Below are 16,487 nucleotides of genomic sequence, written 5' to 3' on the forward strand. Positions count from 1 at the left end.
TGTTTGTGAGTTCCCCTTCGCGGCGGTGCGGCGATCCGACAAGCACCGCTCCCACATCGGAGCCGGGTCGAACACCTGATGTGCAGACGACACAAAACCTGTGGGAGCGGTGCTTGCCCGCGAAGGGGCCTACAGGGTCGCCGCCTTCATCGGCTTGACCACCTCAGCGGGCACAACCGCCTCGACCTTGAGCGCCCCACCCCACAGGGAAAGACTGGTGGCGTATCAGAGACCGCCCATCAACAGATATTTGATTTCCAGATAGTCGTCCAGGCCATAGTGCGAACCTTCACGTCCCAGGCCCGATTCCTTGATGCCACCAAACGGCGCCACTTCGGTGGAGATAATCCCTTCGTTGATCCCCACCATCCCGGCCTCCAGACCCTCGGCCATGCGCCAGACGCGGCCGATATCGCGGCTGTAGAAATACGCCGAGAGCCCGAACGGCGTGTCATTGGCCCGACGCAATACCTCGGCCTCGTCCTTGAAGCGGAAGCACGCCGCTACCGGACCGAAGGTTTCCTCCTGGGCGATCAGCATGCCGTCGCCGACCTCGGTGAGGATGGTCGGTTCGAAAAAGGTCCCGCCAAGGGCATGCCGACGCCCGCCGCACAACAGCTTGGCGCCCTTCTCCAACGCATCGCCGACATGCTGCTCGACCTTGCTCAAGGCCGCGCTGTTGATCAGCGGCCCCTGCTCGGTCTCGCCGTCCAGCGCATGGCCGACCCGCAGGGCCTTGACCGCCTCCGCCAGCTTGGCGGTGAAGGCCTCGTACACACCGTCCTGGATAAAGAAGCGGTTCACGCAGACACAGGTCTGCCCGGTATTACGGAACTTCGACGCCATCGCGCCCTTCACCGCCGCGTCCAGGTCGGCGTCGTCGAAGACGATAAACGGAGCGTTGCCGCCCAGCTCCAGCGAGACCTTTTTCAAGGTGTCGGCGGCCTGGCGCATCAGCAGCTTGCCGGTGCGGGTCGAGCCGGTGAACGACAGCTTGCGCACCACCGATGAGGCTTGCAGCGCGCCGCCGATAGCTACCGCATCGCCGGACACGACGTTGAACACACCGGCCGGGATCCCCGCCTCTTCCGCCAGTACCGCCAGGGCAAAGGCCGACAGCGGCGTCTCCTCCGAAGGCTTGAGAATCATCGTGCAACCGGCGGCCAGGGCCGGGCCGACCTTGCGCGTGACCATCGCCAGCGGGAAGTTCCACGGGGTGATCGCCGCGACCACGCCGATGGCTTCCTTGGTGACGATGATCCGCGCATCGGCCTTGTGGCTCGGGATCACATCGCCATAGGCACGCTTGGCCTCTTCACCGAACCACTCGAGGAAACTGGCGGCATAGACCACTTCGCCCATGGCCTCGGCCAGTGGCTTACCCTGCTCGCGACTGAGCAAGCCGGCGAGCTCGCGCTGATTGCTCAACATCAATTCGCTCCAGCGCTTGAGGCGCACGCTGCGCTCCTTGGCGGTCAGCTTGCGCCAGGCCGGCAAGGCGCGCTCGGCGGCGGCAATCGCCAGGTTGGTTTCCTCGCCGCCGTCGCGTTGGACATGGACGATCAACTCGCCATTGGCCGGGTTCAGCACCGGATAAGTGGCTCCGCCGCTGGACCATTGGCCGTCGATGTAGTGACCGGTACGGATCAACTCGCTCATGCCATGGCCTCGGTCAGGGTGAAGGCTTCCTGGGCCGGACGAGCCGAGCGCAGGATACGTTTGCCGGCGGTGTAATCGTTGATCACATCGCACGGGGTGTAGTTGCGTTCCAGCTCGTACAGCTCGTCGGCGTCCAGGCGGGTCTCCAGGGCCGCCAGGGCACTGTCGAACTGCTCGGTGGTGTCGGCGCCCACCAGCATGCAATCCACGCCCGGGTGATTGACCACCCAGGCCTGGGCGATCTGCGCATTGGAGACCCCGCGACGGCGGGCGACACGCTGCACCGAATGGGCGATTTCAAAGGAGGCTTCATCGCTATACATCTGCTGGGTGAAAAAGTCGGTCTGGTTGCGGGTCGACTGCGCATCGCCGGTCAACAGGCCACGGGCCAGCGGGCTGAACACCGAGACGCCGAGGCCCTGGTCACGGCAGAACGGCAGCATCTCGCGCTCTTCTTCGCGATAGGCGCAGTTCAGTTGCAGCTGCATGTTGATCGGCTTGACCCAGCCGTTGCGCTCGCAGGCCATGAGGATCTTCGCCAACTGCCCGGTGAGCATGGTCGAGACCCCGATATAGCGAGCCTTGCCGGAACGCACGATGTCGTTCATGGCACTCATGGTTTCCTCGACCGGGGTGTTCACGTCGAAGTAATGCAGCATGAAGACATCGACATAGTCCATGTCCAGGCGCTTGAGGGAGGCGTCGATGCTGTCCATGATGTGCTTGCGCGAGTGGCCGCTGGCGTTGATCCCGCTGCGGGTGCCGTAGCCGACCTTGGTGGTCACCACGATGTCCTCGCGACGGGCCAGGCGCTTGAGGATGCGCCCCACCACCTCCTCGCCGACTCCGGCGGAATAGAAGTCCGCGAGGTCAATGAAGTTTACGCCGTTGTCCAGCGCGTGCCTGACGATCGGTTCGCTTTTCTTCTCATCGAAGATCCATGGTTTCCAGTCCGGCGTGCCCATATTCATGGTGCCGAGGCACAGCTTGGAAACCTGCAGGCCGGAATTGCCCAGACGAATGTATTGCATGGCGCGGACCTCAGGCTTTCGGGGTGTAGAAAGGGTTGGCGATGTGCTCGACCACATCGGCGAGCTGGGCACGCACCGGCAGGCCGGTCAGGGCGGCGCGGATCGCGGTGCGGCAGGCGTTGTAGTTGTTCAGGTAGACGGCATCGAGGTCATCGCAGGAAGGGTTGACCCAGTTGGCGGTGACGATGGCCCACTCGTCCTCGGCTTCGGCCGGCAGGCTGCCGTCGAGCAGGGCTTCGAGCACGGCCTTGGCGATCCCGGCCTGGGACGCACCCCAGGTGGCGTTGCCGTGGAAGTCGCTGTCGATGGCGGCCTTGTTGACGTAGAGGGTCATCGGCTTGACCGGGATATTCGGCTGGGCGATCACCATAAATGGGCAATGCCCCTGGCTCGGCGACGCCAGGCTGTTGGCGAACGCCTGGCCGGCCGGACCGTTGCGCGGGCCGATCAGGATATTGATATGGGCAGCGTTCACGCCGGGGCCTTCGAAACCTTCGCCGATGTACAGGTCTTGTTCTTTCATGGGTTTTATCTCGCGGACGCAGGGAATGGAGGGTGATCAGAAACGCGTACGCACCCTGGGGCACGAACGGTCAAAATCGGGAAACGCAGAGCGCAGCAGGAAGCTGGCGAGGACGCGGCAGTGGGGCTGGGTCATGGTGCAAACGCTCTTTGTTTTTATGAGTGAGCTGGTGTTTGCGCTTTTTTATCACTGGGGTTGGCGGGGGCTGTAACCATTAAAAGTCATGGAGGCATGAGGTTTAGTCATCCCCCTGAAAACATTCGGCCGATACTCCGAAAAACACCTGACGTCCAAGCGCGCAATACCCACGGCCCTGTTCGGAGGCTACCTTCGTTTCGGCGTTTCCAGGCCTTGGAATGCTGCGAGCTGACATCGCCCGGAAAACTCCAGGCAAAAAAAAGCCCAAGCGGCTGATGGACGCTTGGGGCTAAAAAATGCATAAACCGTGGTAGGTGAACGCCGAACCATATTACCTCACTGCGACAATCTGTAACAAGATGCTTTTCGGATTCTTATTGACATAAGCCCTTCAATAGCCACATGTTTTTCATGGCTTGGCGTGAACCAGAATGGGGCACAAACAGTGTTCTTTATTCCAGAAAGAAGCGGTGGACCGATTTGATATCACCGACAACAGTATTTGCTTCGCTAACCGCGGACGGCGACAATTGTCGCTCCATTTTCTTTCGAGGTTTGCAACATGCGTAAAGCACTTACCGTCCTGGCTCTCAGCGCCCTGTTTGCCCAAGGCGCCATGGCGGCGGGCGGCACACAGGCCGCGGTCGGCGGTGGTCTGGGCGGCGCCCTGGGCAACGTCTTGGGCCAGAAGATGGGCGGCAGCACCGGCGCAGCCGTCGGTGCGGGCCTGGGTGGCGCGGCCGGTGGCGCGGTTTCAGCCAAGAAAGGCAAGAAAACCAAAGCCGCCATCGGCGGTGGCCTCGGCGCAGCCGGCGGTTCGCTGCTGGGCAACCAGTTGGGCGGCAAGACCGGAGCAGCCATCGGTGCCGGCCTCGGCGGCGCAGCCGGCGGTGCCCTGGGCGGCAAGTAAAATCACGCGCTCATTGTAGGAGCCGACTGGCTCCTACACGTTTTGCGGTATTTTCCAGTTCCCATTGCCTTTGCCCAGTATCGATCACGCTGATATCCGCTATCGGCAAGGATCCGTTCTACTGGCACCGGTACCGTTCGTAAAATGGCGCCACTGCCTCACTACCGTCAGGTGAGGGGATGTCTTTCCGGAGACCGCCATGAAATACCTTCTGTTTGTCCTGCTCTCGCTGTTCAGCCTGGTTGCCAGCGCTCAAGGCGATGCAAGCACTACTCCCCAAGGCCAGGGTGCAACAGCCAGCGCCAACGCCGAACCCTATGATTATTCCGAAGACCTCGACATCGCCAAGGCCGTGCGCGCCGACAGTGCCGCCGCGTCCGATTGTGGCCCGGTGCAGGGGCATGTGATCTACGTCGACCCCCAGGGCGTACGCCACGAACTGAACTTCATTCGCCTGGGCAATGCTTGCCAGCACGGCTGATCAGCCGCCCGATGCAAGACACAAGCCGGCTTGCTGGCGATGAGGCCCGCACGTCCTGCGTCGACTATCCGACCGTCCTCGCCGGCAAGCCGGCTCCCACAAGGTTGGGCGGCGCTCCCAAGATCCCATGTCCCCGTGTGACCCCGTCCTGCACAAATCTCCCCTCCGCCCTCCTGATCCCCCGTCTGAAAATACTTGCAAGGAGTGACTTGCAAATTGAAAGTCGCCAATATACATTGCAGTCATAATATTACACCCGTAATACCAGGCACATTACGAGGCCCTGACGATGAAGAAGACCAGCTTGGCCCACCTGCACTGTCCCGTGGCACGCAGCCTTGAACAGGTCGGCCAGTGGTGGAACATCCTGATCCTGCGGGACGCTTTCTACGGTCTCAGCCGTTTCGATCAGTTTCAGGAAAGCCTCGGGATCGCTCCCAGCATCCTGACCCGCCGCCTGAATGACCTGGTGGAACGCGGGCTGCTCGAACGCCAGGCCTACAACGATGCCCCGCCGCGCTTCGACTACCTGCTGACCGCTCGCGGCCGGGACTTCAGGCCCGTGTTGCTGACCCTGATGGACTGGGGCAACAAGCACCTCTCGCCCGAAGGCCCCGCCACTCAACTCGTCGACGACGGCAGCGGCGAACTGGTCGAACTGGCCCTGATCGACAAGCGCACCGGCCAGGCCATCAGCCGGCAACACAAGGTGGTGGCCGGCCCGGCGGCTGACGAGCCCATGCTTCGGCGCTTTGAAAAACGCCGCCAGCTGGCGGCGCGACAGCCCCCTGATATCGCCCACCCCCTCCCCGCCAACCGGTAACTCCGCCATGACCAACCTGTCCTCGGCCGCTGCTTCTGAACTGGCCGTTCAGAAAAAACCACTACTTCTCAAGCGCCTTCTGCTGCTGACGGTGGCCACTGGCGCACTGGTTTTCGCCGCTTTCTACGGCCTGCACTGGTGGACCGCCGGGCGCTTTATCGAAAGCACCGACGATGCCTATATCGGCGCCGATGTGACAGTGATCGGGCCGAAAGTGCCGGGCTATATCGCCGAGCTCAAAGTCACCGACAACCAGTTCGTCCATGCCGGCGACCTGCTGGTGAAGATCGACGACCGCGACTACGTTGCCGCCCTGCAAAAGGCCGAAGGCGCGGTAGCGGCCCAACAGGCGCTACTGGCCAACCTCGACGCCACCGAGCAGTTGCAACACGCCGTGATCAACCAGGCCCGGGCCGGCATCGATGCGGCCAATGCGGAAACGGTACGTTCGCGCAACGACCACGCCCGTTACGAAAGCCTGGTGGGCCGCTCGGCGGTGTCGGTGGAAAGCGCCCAGCGGGTCGATGCCACCTTCAAGACCGCCCAGGCCAACAGTGCCAAGGCGCAAGCCACGCTGCTGGCCAATCAACGCCAAGTGGATGTGATCGAGACCCAGAAATTGCAGGCCAAGGCCGCACTGATGCAGGCAGTCGCCGAACGCGACTTGGCTCGCCTAAACCTCTCCTACACCGAACTGCGGGCGCCGCTGGACGGCGTGATCGGCAATCGTCGGGCCCGGGTCGGTGCCTTTGCCGCGGCCGGCTCGCAGTTGCTTTCCGTAGTGCCGCAACAGGGTCTCTGGGTCGACGCCAACTTCAAGGAAGACCAGTTGACCCACATGCTTCCCGGCCAGGCCGTGACCATCCGCGCCGACGTGCTTCCCGGCAAGGTCTTCCACGGCCACCTGGACAGCCTGGCCCCGGCCACCGGCGCCCAATTCAGCGTGTTGCCGCCAGAAAACGCCACCGGCAACTTCACCAAGATCGTCCAGCGGGTGCCGGTCCGGGTCATGCTCGACCAGGCCGACGGTGTGCTCGGGCAACTGCGCCCAGGGCTTTCGGTCACCGCTGAAGTCGATACCCGGCACAACACCAGGGGTGTCGCCGGTCGCCCCGCCGACGAACGCGCCGCCAGCCAACTGGTCAGCACACCATGAGTACCCGCGCCCCGGCCATACCTTTCGACGCGGCGTCGATGAGCACCTCGGTCAAGGTGTTCGCCTTTGCCACCCTGTGCGTGGGCATGTTCATCGCCCTGTTGGATATCCAGATCGTCTCCGCTTCGTTGCGCGATATCGGCGGCGGACTGTCGGCCGGTACCGATGAAACCGCCTGGGTGCAGACCAGCTACCTGATCGCCGAAATCATCGTGATCCCGCTGTCGGGCTGGCTGTCGCGGGTGTTTTCCACGCGCTGGCTGTTCTGCGCCTCGGCGGTGGGTTTCACCCTGGCCAGCCTGCTATGCGGCGCGGCCTGGAATATCCAGAGCATGATCGTGTTTCGCGCCTTGCAGGGTTTCCTCGGCGGTTCGATGATCCCCCTGGTCTTCACTTCGGCGTTCATGTTCTTCAGTGGCAAGCAGCGGGTTATCGCCGCCTCGACCATCGGCGCCATCGCCTCCCTGGCCCCGACCCTCGGGCCGGTGATAGGCGGATGGATCACCGATATATCCTCCTGGCACTGGCTGTTCTACATCAACCTGGTGCCTGGCGTGTTCGTCGCCGTGGTGGTGCCGATGCTGGTGCGGATCGACGAGCCCGACCTGCGCCTGATCAAGGGCGCCGACTACCTGAGCATGCTGCTGATGGCGGTATTTCTCGGCTGCCTGGAATACACCCTGGAAGAAGGCCCCCGCTGGAACTGGTTCAGTGACAGTACCATCCTCGCCACCGCGTGGATTTCCGGCCTGGCCGGGCTTGCCTTTGTCAGCCGCAGCCTGATGGTGGCCAACCCGGTGGTCGACCTGCGCGCACTCAAGGAACGCAATTTCGCTCTGGGTTGCTTTTTCTCCTTCGTCACCGGTATCGGGCTGTTCGCGACCATTTATCTCACCCCGCTGTTTCTCGGTCGGGTGCGCGGCTATAGCGCGCTGGACATCGGCCTGGCGGTGTTCTCCACCGGTTTGTTCCAGTTGGCGGCGATTCCGCTGTACGCGTTCTTTGCCAACCGGGTCGACCTGCGCTGGTTGATGATGGTCGGGTTGGGCCTGTTTGCCGTGTCGATGTGGGATTTCTCGCCGCTGACCCATGACTGGGGTGGCAAGGAGTTGATGCTGCCCCAGGCACTGCGCGGCATGGCCCAGCAATTCGCCGTGCCGCCCACCGTGACCCTGACCCTCGGCGCCCTGGCACCGGCACGCCTGAAACAGGCCTCGGGCCTGTTCAATCTGATGCGTAACCTGGGCGGCGCCATTGGTATCGCCGCCTGTGCGACGATTCTCAACGATCGGACCAACCTGCATTTCAACCGGCTGGCCGAACACCTGAACAGCACCAACGAAGCGTTGAACCAGTGGATGACCACGGTCGGCGGTAACTTCACGACCCTCGGCCAGACTGGCAGCGAAGGCCTGACCGCCAGCCTGCAGCAACTCTGGCAACTGGCCTATCGCGAGGCGCAGACCCAGAGCTATGCCGATACCTTCCTGGTGATCATGGTCTGTTTCATCATCGCCACGGCCCTGGTTCCGCTGATGCACAAGGTGAAACCGCCGCCTGCCGCGGCAGCGTCACCCGATGCACATTAGAACCGGTGCAAACACCGATACGCATGACTCAGAACGCGAAACACGAACAGCCAAAAGCACCCCAGAAACCCTGAAAGTCACTGACCGGCACACTCGACATCCGCGCCCGCTCGTGACCATGGGCATGCACCCCGCAAGGACCGCTGCACTGGTGCACCTGGGCCTGCAACGGCGAGTTCGGCCGCCAGTGTCCCGGCACCTTGACCACCGGCGACCAGTCGGGTGTCACCGGCAGCGTCGGCGGCGCGAGTTTGTCGAAATCACCCGCCGCGTGTACTACCTTGCCGTCGACCACCGTCAACACCGACTCGATCCACTTGATAGCCTCGGCCTCGACACTGAAATAGTCCGCCGACAACGCCACCAGGTCCGCCAGTTGCCCGACCTTGATCTGGCCTTTCTTGCCCTGCTCCGAGGAAAACCAGGCACTGCCATGGGTGTACAGCTCCAGCGCGGTTTCCCGTGGCAGCCCCTCGGGGTAGAGCTCAAGCCCACCGACGGTGCGCCCGCTGACCATCCAGTACAGCGAGGTCCAGGGGTTGTAGCTCGACACCCGCGTGGCATCGGTGCCGGCGCCCACCGGCACGCCTTCGGCCAGCATGCGCTTGATCGGCGGCGTGGCTTCGGCGGCCTTGGCACCGTAACGCTCGACGAAGTATTCGCCCTGGAAGGCCATGCGGTCCTGAATGGCGATACCGCCGCCCAGCGCCCGCACCCGCTCGATATTTTTCGGCGTGATGGTTTCGCAGTGATCGAAAAACCACGGCAGGCCATTGAACGGAATATCCCGATTGACCGCCTCGAAGACATCCAGCATCCGCGAAATCGATTCGTCATAGGTGGCGTGCAGGCGGAACGGCCAACGCTGTTCCACCAGATGGCGGACCACCGGTTCCAGTTCCTGTTCCATGGTCTGTGGCAGGTCAGGGCGCGGCTCGAGGAAATCCTCGAAATCCGCCGCCGAGAACACCAGCATCTCCCCTGCCCCGTTGTGCCGCAGGAAGTCATCACCCTGGCCGTAGGTCACCTTGCTGGTCCAGTTCTTGAAGTCCGCCAGTTCTTCCTTGGGCTTCTGGGTAAACAGGTTGTAGGCGATCCGTACGGTCAGCTGTTGCTTGGCGGCCAGTTCGTTGATGACTTCATAGTCGTCGGGGTAGTTCTGGAAACCACCGCCGGCGTCGATGGCGCTGGTGACGCCCAGGCGGTTGAGTTCGCGCATGAACTGGCGGGTCGAGTTGACCTGATACTCCAGAGGCAGCTTCGGCCCTTTGGCCAGGGTCGAGTAGAGAATCATCGCGTTGGGTCGGGCAATCAGCATGCCGGTCGGCTCGCCCTTGGCGTCGCGGACAATCTCGCCACCCGGCGGGTTCGGCGTATCGCGATTGTAGCCAACCACCCGCAGCGCCGCCCGGTTGAGCAAGGCGCGGTCATACAGGTGCAGGACAAACACCGGGGTGTCCGGCGCCGCCTTGTTCAGCTCTTCCAGGGTCGGCATGCGTTTTTCGGCAAACTGGAATTCGTTCCAGCCGCCCACCACCCGCACCCATTGCGGTGCCGGAGTCCGCTCGGCCTGGTCCTTGAGCAGACGTAGCGCATCCACCAACGAGGGTACGCCTTCCCAGCGCAGTTCCAGGTTGTAGTTCAGGCCACCACGGATCAGGTGCAGGTGCGAGTCATTGAGGCCGGGGATGACGGTGCGGCCCTTGAGGTCGATCACCTGGGTGGCGCTGCCGCGCAAGGCCATGGCCTCGCCGTCGTTGCCCACGGCAATAAAGCGACCGTCCTTGATCGCCACCGCCGTGGCCTTGGGTTGGGCGCGGTCGACGGTGTACAGGCGGCCATTGTGCAGAATCAGGTCAGCGATCACATTGTTCATATCAGTTCTCCTTGCTTGACGGAATGTAGCGGTCAGCGAAATCAGTTGTTTGCCGGCTGCAGCCAGCGGCTGAACAGGCGAGTCACACGGGGCATGAACACGTAGACCACCAGCAGCACGATGCTCAGGGTGATCAGCACGTTGGCCTGCACGTAGCCGCCCAGCCAGGGCAGCAGCGTGAACAGCGGACGCCACAACAGCGGTACGACAAAACTCAGCGGCAGGATCACCAGGAAGGTCACGCAGGCCTGTTTCCAGCGCGGCACCGGACTGGGCGAACCGACTTCGGCCGGGGTGAACCAGAACTCGCGGTCGGCGTTGATCTCGGTCTGGTCGCCGTCGGCCAGCATCGATTGGGCCTCTTCCACCAACTCACGACGGTCATTGGAGTCCAGCCAGTGTTGCAGTTGTTCGGTAGAGGTGAACCGCAGTACGCTGGTAAACAACGTTTGCCCTTGGCTGTGCCCCCGCACCACATCGACCCCCAGGTGCCCCGGATAACTGCGAGCCATGGCGACGATGCGCCGCAGCCAGGCTTCATAGGCCTGGTCCTGGCCTGTCTTGATCCGGTGGCGGACCAGCAGGGTCACCACACCGTCGAGCATTTCGATATTCATGGGCGAAGGCTTCCCGGATGAGTGAAGGCTGCGAAACGCCGATCCAGGGCGATGCTCCCGGAGCCACCGATCAGTACGGCGCCAAAGACGATCAACAGCAACCAGGCGAATTGCCCTTCGGTCAGGCTCCACTCCGGGTGCACCCACACCAGCGAAACCAGCAGCAGGAACAATACCGGCAGCGTTGCCAGGCGGGTCAGCAGACCAAGGATGATCAGCAACGGGCACAACACTTCGGCGAAAATCGCCAGGCTCAGAGTCAGGTGCGCTCCCAGGCCGAAAGGGTCTTCGATCAAGCTCAACTGGTGCTGGAAGTCCAGCAGCTTGGGCAGGCCATGAACCCGCAGCAGCAACGCCGAACCGGCCAGGCGCAGCCAGAGCAGCGCCCAGTCCGCCGAAGCGCGAGAGAACAACAAGGGGCGAGTGACCATGTCAGGTCTCCCTGTGAAGGCTCGATGAAAGAAGATGTCTGGCGCTGGCGGCGCAGCGTGCCACGCCGTCGGCAAGGGATGTCACTCCCCCTGGATAAAGGCCAGCAGATCCGCGTTGAGTCGGTCCTTGTGGGTATCGGTCAGGCCATGGGGCGCCCCCGGGTAGACCAGTAGCTTGGCGTTGCGAATCAGTTTGGCCGAGGCCAGGCCGGCGGCTTCGATCGGGACGATCTGATCGTCGTCGCCGTGCACCACCAGCGTCGGCACATCGAACTTTTTCAGGTCCTCGGTGAAGTCGGTTTCCGAGAAGGCCTTGATACTGTCGTAGGCATTCTTGTGCCCGGCTTGCATGCCCTGCACCCAGAACCAGTCGATCATGCCTTGGGACACCTTGGCGCCGGGGCGGTTGAAGCCGAAGAACGGGCCCGAAGCGATGTCCTTGTACAACTGCGAACGGTCGGCCAGGGCTGCGGCGCGAATGCCATCGAATACTTCCAGTGGCAGACCGCCCGGATTGGCCGAGGTCTTGAGCATCAACGGGGGTACGGCCGAGATCAGCCCGGCCTTGGCAACGCGCCCGGTGCCATGGCGACCGATATAACGCGCGATTTCCCCACCGCCGGTGGAAAAGCCGAACAGCACGGCGTCCTTGAGGTCCAGGCGTTCGATCAGTTCGGCCAGGTCGTCGGCGTAGTGATCCATGTCGTTGCCGTCCCACGGCTGGCTCGAACGGCCATGGCCGCGGCGGTCATGGGCGATCACCCGATACCCCTTGGAGGCCAGGAAAAACATCTGCGCCTCCCAGCTGTCAGCCTGCAACGGCCAACCGTGACTGAAGACCACCGGCTGGCCGCTGCCCCAGTCCTTGTAATAGATTTCGCTACCATCGCGCGTAGTGAAAGTGCTCATTGGAAGTCTCCTTGCTTTCAATCGATGGGGTTCAGGCGTCGGGCGCGGCGAGCGCGCCCGACTCACTTCACTATTTGGCTTGGCGCTGCGGCGCGTTGTGCACCATGGTGTAGGCGTAGTCCACACCCATGCCGTAGGCGCCGCTGTGCTCGCGCACCAGGTCCATCACCGCGTCGTAGGTTTCCTTGTGTGCCCAGTCACGCTGGAACTCCAGCAGTACCTGCTGCCAGGTCACCGGTACGGCACCGGCCTGAATCATCCGCTGCACGGACATGTCGTGGGCTTCCTGGGTCGTGCCGCCGGACGCGTCGGTGACGATATAGACCTCGAAACCTTCAGCCATGGCTTCCAGGGCCGGGAAGTTCAGGCACACCTCGGTCCACAGCGCGGCCATGATCAGTTTCTTGCGACCGGTGGCCTTCACCGCCTCGACGAACTTCTTGTCTTCCCAGGAGTTCATCGAAGTGCGTTCGATGGGCTGCTGGTCCGGGTGCACCGCCAGCAGTTCCGGCCAGATATAACCGCTGAAGCTTTTGGTTTCCACCGAGGTGAAGATCGTCGGAACGTTGAAGATCTTCGCCGCCTTGGCCAGGCCCACGGTGTTGTTCTTCAAGGTCTGGCGATCGATCGATTGCACGCCGAAGGACATCTGCGGCTGGTGGTCGATCAGGATCAGGGTGGAGTTGGTTGGGTTGAGCAGTTCACGGATAGACATTGCAAGTACCTTTGGCTGTCGAAAGTCTGAGTAGTCTGGTAGCTCGGCACATTCTGCGCTTGGACGTATGTGCTGCCGGCTTGGAATGAACTTTAGGCCACCGACATAATCAGGACAATCCACCAAAATAAGGAATCATTGTTTCCATATAAGGGACAAACGTACATTTCGATCTGCGTCCAATTCCACCCCGCTCACTGACAGCAGCGTCTATTTGGCACGGCTCGGCGGAAAAGTCGAAACAAACTGTATATACATACAGATAAAGGTTGCCCGCCGCGCCAACACTGAGCATCCTGTAGTCCTTGCCAGATGCTGATGAAACAAGGTGGTTATGCGGTTGTTCCTCTGTGAGAAGCCCTCCCAGGCCAAAGACATTGCCGCCGTGCTCGGCGCCACGCGGCGTGGCGACGGCTGCTGGGTGGGTCCGAATGCCACCGTCACCTGGTGCATCGGCCATCTGTTGGAAACCGCCCCACCGGATGCCTATGACGCCCGCTACAAACGCTGGGTGCTGGCCGACCTGCCGATCGTTCCGGAAAAATGGAAGATGCAGGTCAAGCCCAAGACTGCCAGCCAGTACAAGGCGGTCAAGCGCCTGCTGGGCGAGGCTACGGAACTGGTGATTGCCACCGATGCCGACCGCGAAGGGGAAATGATCGCCCGTGAACTGGTGGAGCACTGTCGCTATCGCGGGCCGATCCAGCGACTCTGGCTGTCGGCTCTGGACGACGCCTCTATCCGCAAGGCGCTGGCAGCACTCAAGCCTGGTAGCGAAACCTTTTCGCTCTATCACTCGGCCCTGGGCCGCTCGCGGGCCGACTGGCTGATCGGGATGAACATGAGCCGCCTGTTCACCCTGCTAGGACGCCAGTCCGGCTACCAGGGCGTGCTGCCGGTGGGGCGCGTACAAACCCCGACCCTGCGTCTGGTGGTGGACCGCGACCGCAGCATCGCCGACTTCGTGCCGATAGCTTACTGGGCGATCGACGTACATCTGCTGCACGACGGCCAGCCCTTTATTGCGCAGTGGCGCGCACCGCAGGACGCCTGTGACGACCAGGACCGTTGCCTCGACCAGACCCTCGCCCAACAGGCCGCGAGCGCCATGGGCGCGGCTTCCAGCGCCAGGGTGGTGAAGCTCAAGACGGAGCGGATCCGCGAGGCTGCGCCCCTGCCCTTCGATCTCGGCACCTTGCAGGAAGTCTGTTCGAAAAGGCTCGGGCTGGGCGCCCAGGAGACTCTGGACATTGCCCAGGCGCTGTACGAAACCCACAAGGTCATCACCTACCCGCGCAGCGATTGCGGCTTTCTGCCCTTGAGCCAACACGGCGACGCGAGCCGGGTCCTGGCGGCACTGGAACGGGCCGATCCGAGCCTGGACAAACTGGCGCCGTATCTCGATCCGACGCGCCGCTCGCGAGCCTGGAACGACGCCAAGGTCACCGCCCACCACGGCATCATCCCGACGGGCAGCGGCGCCAGCCTTGAGCGATTGCAGGGCAAGCCACGCGCCGTCTACAGCCTGATTCGCGCCCGTTACCTGGCGCAGTTCCTGCCCAATCACGAATACGACCGGACCCAGGCCGATTTCGACTGTGCGCAGCAGGCATTGCGGGCCGTGGGTAAACAGATCGTCGAACCGGGCTGGAAACGTGCCCTGCCTGAAGCGCTGGCACCGGCCAAGGGCCGCGAAGCCCCCGAGCCGCAGGCCTTGCCGGCGTTGCGCGAAGGCACCGAGTGCGCGCTGAGCCGGATCGACCTCAAGGACCTCTGGACTCAGCCGCCAAAACCCTTCACCGAAGGCGACCTGATCAAGGCGATGAAAAACGTCGCCAGGTATGTGGAGGACCCGCGCCTCAAACAGAAACTCAAGGACACCACCGGCATCGGCACCGAAGCCACCCGCGCCGGCATTATCCAGGGCCTGCTCGATCGCAGCTACCTGGTCAAGCACGGCAAAAGCCTGTCAGCGACCCCAGCGGCCTTCAGCCTGATCGATGCGGTACCACGGGCGATTGCCGACCCGGGCACCACGGCGATCTGGGAGCAGGCGCTGGACATGGTGCAAAGCGGCGAGATGAGCCTGGAAGAGTTTGTCGCCAAGCAGGCGGCCTGGATGAGCAAGCAGGTGGGACGCTGCGTCGAGCTGAAGTTGCAGATTACAATGCCGGCCGGCATGGCAGGACAAGGCGCGGCACCCTGGAAGAAGAAGCGCAAGGCGGCGGGAGCCAAGACCACAAGGACCCGGCGTACACCGAAGTCGGCGGCCGGTTCCTGACGAATCGAGCGTTCCCACACAGGAGCGTGGGAACGGTCCAAGCAAGTGTCCGGGCTTAAGTGAGAGCTATCGGAGCACTCGTCACTTCACCTTTCGGCTCAAATCATCAACGCTACGCTTCAGGTTGTTCAGATCGCTCTTTTGATCACTGACATCACGCTTGAGGCTGGACAGGTCACTGGCACTCGAACTGGAGCTTGAGCTGCGCTTGAGATCGTCCACTTCGCGACTGAGCTTATCGATACTGCGACCCTGATCGCTCACGCTACGTTTGAGACTGGACAGCTCGCTGCTATTCGAACTGGAGCCGGAGCTACTGTTGCGCTTGAGCTCCTCGATGGCACGGGCCTGATCGTTGATGATCTTGTTCAGGCTATCCAGTGTCTCGGCATTACGTTTCTGCAGGTCCTGCATCTTCTGTAAATCGTCAACCGTGAAGTGGGTGTTGCGCACCTCATAACCGAGCCCCGCCACGCCATGGGTCGCAGCGAGGTGATCGGAATACTCGGCACTGGAGTCGCCGACATCGACGGCGGCCTGAGCCGGTAGCGCCAAGCTGCCAAGCAGCAGTACAAACAAGCCGGTGGCGGGAAGCGTGAGAGAGGGATTGAAACGAGCGAGCATCACTAGCGTCCTTGTGAAGTGCCGAGATGGCACATAGCTATGACTCACTTTGCCTGAAGTGGTTCCGTAACCGACACCCCGCTGAAAGCCCACCCTCGTCGCAGAAATCGACGGCTTTCAGCGTTAGGTCTGACAGCGCCCCCAAAAAAGAACGCGGCAAAAAAGTCCTCGGCGGTCGAACCCAACCGATCGGATGGCCATGCTCGTCAGGTGATATCCAACAGCTGTCGCATATTGCGATGGCGTGCCGCAAAAATGCGGTTCATATAGGCATCAACCAACAGCCACTCCAGCGCCGCACCGCCAATGGCCTGGTAAGTGACCCGGTCGGTATACAACGTTCCACCCTCGACAGCCTCGACCCGATGCTCATGGCGAAAGGCACGGAGCGGCCCCTTGATCATCTCGTCAATGAAGTGCCGGCCATCCTTGACCTCGCAAATGCGCACCGTCCAGTTGGCGGGGATGAAGCCGAACATCCAGTGCCGGAAACGAAACTCACGCCCCTGCTCGATACGCAGGTCGGCGATGTCGATCTTGCCCAGCGCTGTGACACGCTCCGGAAAAATCTTCGGGAAGTTGGCGCCGTCCAGGCAAAAATCAAACACTTCGGCGCAACTGCGCCCCTTGATCAACGTGTTCTTTTCCAATGTGGGCATGTAGCACGTGCTCTTCAGATCGATTGGGCAACCGAATGGAAAGGGTCTCGGAACAACTGCGTCCT

General features: G+C 62.2%; 16 protein-coding genes. 6 read left to right on the forward strand and 10 right to left on the reverse strand.

Annotated elements, in window-relative coordinates; translation table 11 throughout:
* Nucleotides 1–225: 225 nt before the first annotated feature.
* Genes M5B99_RS22955 through fae form a run of 3 tightly spaced genes read right to left on the reverse strand, consistent with a single transcriptional unit; the run spans nucleotide 226 to nucleotide 3,213 of the window.
* Nucleotides 226–1,659, reverse strand: coding sequence for an NAD-dependent succinate-semialdehyde dehydrogenase (locus M5B99_RS22955; protein WP_248806184.1), 1,434 nt, complete (start codon nucleotides 1,657–1,659; stop codon nucleotides 226–228).
* Nucleotides 1,656–2,690: an aldo/keto reductase gene (locus tag M5B99_RS22960; RefSeq protein WP_248806185.1), complete on the reverse strand. Its 1,035-nt coding sequence runs from the start codon at nucleotides 2,688–2,690 to the stop codon at nucleotides 1,656–1,658. Before M5B99_RS22960 ends, M5B99_RS22955 begins: the two co-directional genes overlap by 4 nt.
* A 10-nt stretch (nucleotides 2,691–2,700) precedes the next feature.
* Nucleotides 2,701–3,213 carry a formaldehyde-activating enzyme gene (gene fae, locus M5B99_RS22965; protein WP_248806186.1) on the reverse strand — a complete coding sequence of 171 codons (513 nt, stop codon included), beginning with the start codon at nucleotides 3,211–3,213 and terminating at the stop codon, nucleotides 2,701–2,703.
* Nucleotides 3,214–3,913: 700 nt separating this feature from the next.
* Between fae and M5B99_RS22970 the strand changes: the two genes are divergently transcribed.
* From M5B99_RS22970 to M5B99_RS22990, 5 genes are all read left to right on the forward strand, one after another.
* Nucleotides 3,914–4,261 carry a bacteriocin gene (locus M5B99_RS22970; RefSeq protein WP_248806187.1) on the forward strand — a complete coding sequence of 116 codons (348 nt, stop codon included), beginning with the start codon at nucleotides 3,914–3,916 and terminating at the stop codon, nucleotides 4,259–4,261.
* A 199-nt stretch (nucleotides 4,262–4,460) separates the two neighbouring features.
* The gene (locus tag M5B99_RS22975; protein WP_248806189.1) at nucleotides 4,461–4,742 is read left to right on the forward strand and encodes a DUF2790 domain-containing protein; all 282 of its coding nucleotides are present in this window, start codon (nucleotides 4,461–4,463) and stop codon (nucleotides 4,740–4,742) included.
* A gap of 289 nt (nucleotides 4,743–5,031) precedes the next feature.
* Nucleotides 5,032–5,565 (forward strand): winged helix-turn-helix transcriptional regulator, encoded by a 534-nt coding sequence (locus tag M5B99_RS22980; RefSeq protein ID WP_248806195.1) that lies wholly within the window; start codon nucleotides 5,032–5,034, stop codon nucleotides 5,563–5,565.
* A gap of 7 nt (nucleotides 5,566–5,572) precedes the next feature.
* Nucleotides 5,573–6,721, forward strand: coding sequence for an HlyD family secretion protein (locus M5B99_RS22985; protein WP_248806197.1), 1,149 nt, complete (start codon nucleotides 5,573–5,575; stop codon nucleotides 6,719–6,721).
* On the forward strand, nucleotides 6,718–8,310 hold the full coding sequence (locus tag M5B99_RS22990; RefSeq protein ID WP_248806212.1) for a DHA2 family efflux MFS transporter permease subunit: 1,593 nt from the start codon (nucleotides 6,718–6,720) through the stop codon (nucleotides 8,308–8,310). Before M5B99_RS22985 ends, M5B99_RS22990 begins: the two co-directional genes overlap by 4 nt.
* Before the next feature lie 28 nt (nucleotides 8,311–8,338).
* Here the strand turns inward: M5B99_RS22990 and M5B99_RS22995 are convergent, their stop codons facing one another.
* From M5B99_RS22995 to M5B99_RS23015, 5 genes are all read right to left on the reverse strand, one after another.
* Nucleotides 8,339–10,177, reverse strand: a complete 1,839-nt coding sequence (locus M5B99_RS22995; protein WP_248806232.1) for an amidohydrolase — start codon at nucleotides 10,175–10,177, stop codon at nucleotides 8,339–8,341.
* A gap of 50 nt (nucleotides 10,178–10,227) precedes the next feature.
* A complete protein-coding gene (locus M5B99_RS23000) occupies nucleotides 10,228–10,803 on the reverse strand; it encodes an antibiotic biosynthesis monooxygenase (protein ID WP_248806213.1) in 576 nt (191 codons plus the stop codon).
* A complete protein-coding gene (locus tag M5B99_RS23005; RefSeq protein WP_248806215.1) occupies nucleotides 10,800–11,234 on the reverse strand; it encodes a DoxX family protein in 435 nt (144 codons plus the stop codon). The genes M5B99_RS23000 and M5B99_RS23005 overlap by 4 nt, the downstream gene beginning before the upstream one ends.
* Nucleotides 11,235–11,315: 81 nt before the next feature.
* Nucleotides 11,316–12,143, reverse strand: a complete 828-nt coding sequence (locus M5B99_RS23010; RefSeq protein WP_248806216.1) for an alpha/beta fold hydrolase — start codon at nucleotides 12,141–12,143, stop codon at nucleotides 11,316–11,318.
* A gap of 70 nt (nucleotides 12,144–12,213) precedes the next feature.
* The gene (locus tag M5B99_RS23015; RefSeq protein ID WP_248806217.1) at nucleotides 12,214–12,858 is read right to left on the reverse strand and encodes a hydrolase; all 645 of its coding nucleotides are present in this window, start codon (nucleotides 12,856–12,858) and stop codon (nucleotides 12,214–12,216) included.
* Between the two features lie 334 nt (nucleotides 12,859–13,192).
* On the opposite strand from M5B99_RS23015, the gene M5B99_RS23020 reads away from it, so the two are divergent.
* Nucleotides 13,193–15,139 carry a DNA topoisomerase III gene (locus M5B99_RS23020; RefSeq protein WP_248806218.1) on the forward strand — a complete coding sequence of 649 codons (1,947 nt, stop codon included), beginning with the start codon at nucleotides 13,193–13,195 and terminating at the stop codon, nucleotides 15,137–15,139.
* 81 nt (nucleotides 15,140–15,220) lie between these two features.
* Here the strand turns inward: M5B99_RS23020 and M5B99_RS23025 are convergent, their stop codons facing one another.
* The gene (locus M5B99_RS23025; RefSeq protein WP_248806219.1) at nucleotides 15,221–15,763 is read right to left on the reverse strand and encodes a hypothetical protein; all 543 of its coding nucleotides are present in this window, start codon (nucleotides 15,761–15,763) and stop codon (nucleotides 15,221–15,223) included.
* A gap of 206 nt (nucleotides 15,764–15,969) precedes the next feature.
* On the reverse strand, nucleotides 15,970–16,422 hold the full coding sequence (locus M5B99_RS23030; RefSeq protein WP_248806220.1) for an SRPBCC family protein: 453 nt from the start codon (nucleotides 16,420–16,422) through the stop codon (nucleotides 15,970–15,972).
* Nucleotides 16,423–16,487: the final 65 nt, after the last annotated feature.

The sequence above is a fragment of the Pseudomonas sp. MWU13-2100 genome, from assembly GCF_023242365.1.
Lineage (GTDB): Bacteria > Pseudomonadota > Gammaproteobacteria > Pseudomonadales > Pseudomonadaceae > Aquipseudomonas.

Excerpts from the sequence above, each read along its gene's own strand:
- M5B99_RS22955 (WP_248806184.1), bottom strand. The coding sequence starts at position 1,659 with ATGAGCGAGTTGATCCGTACCGGTCACTACATCGACGGCCAATGGTCC.
- M5B99_RS22960 (WP_248806185.1), bottom strand. The coding sequence starts at position 2,690 with ATGCAATACATTCGTCTGGGCAATTCCGGCCTGCAGGTTTCCAAGCTG.
- fae (WP_248806186.1), bottom strand. The coding sequence starts at position 3,213 with ATGAAAGAACAAGACCTGTACATCGGCGAAGGTTTCGAAGGCCCCGGC.
- M5B99_RS22970 (WP_248806187.1), top strand. The coding sequence starts at position 3,914 with ATGCGTAAAGCACTTACCGTCCTGGCTCTCAGCGCCCTGTTTGCCCAA.
- M5B99_RS22975 (WP_248806189.1), top strand. The coding sequence starts at position 4,461 with ATGAAATACCTTCTGTTTGTCCTGCTCTCGCTGTTCAGCCTGGTTGCC.
- M5B99_RS22980 (WP_248806195.1), top strand. The coding sequence starts at position 5,032 with ATGAAGAAGACCAGCTTGGCCCACCTGCACTGTCCCGTGGCACGCAGC.
- M5B99_RS22985 (WP_248806197.1), top strand. The coding sequence starts at position 5,573 with ATGACCAACCTGTCCTCGGCCGCTGCTTCTGAACTGGCCGTTCAGAAA.
- M5B99_RS22990 (WP_248806212.1), top strand. The coding sequence starts at position 6,718 with ATGAGTACCCGCGCCCCGGCCATACCTTTCGACGCGGCGTCGATGAGC.
- M5B99_RS23000 (WP_248806213.1), bottom strand. The coding sequence starts at position 10,803 with ATGAATATCGAAATGCTCGACGGTGTGGTGACCCTGCTGGTCCGCCAC.
- M5B99_RS23005 (WP_248806215.1), bottom strand. The coding sequence starts at position 11,234 with ATGGTCACTCGCCCCTTGTTGTTCTCTCGCGCTTCGGCGGACTGGGCG.
- M5B99_RS23010 (WP_248806216.1), bottom strand. The coding sequence starts at position 12,143 with ATGAGCACTTTCACTACGCGCGATGGTAGCGAAATCTATTACAAGGAC.
- M5B99_RS23015 (WP_248806217.1), bottom strand. The coding sequence starts at position 12,858 with ATGTCTATCCGTGAACTGCTCAACCCAACCAACTCCACCCTGATCCTG.
- M5B99_RS23020 (WP_248806218.1), top strand. The coding sequence starts at position 13,193 with ATGCGGTTGTTCCTCTGTGAGAAGCCCTCCCAGGCCAAAGACATTGCC.
- M5B99_RS23025 (WP_248806219.1), bottom strand. The coding sequence starts at position 15,763 with ATGCTCGCTCGTTTCAATCCCTCTCTCACGCTTCCCGCCACCGGCTTG.
- M5B99_RS23030 (WP_248806220.1), bottom strand. The coding sequence starts at position 16,422 with ATGCCCACATTGGAAAAGAACACGTTGATCAAGGGGCGCAGTTGCGCC.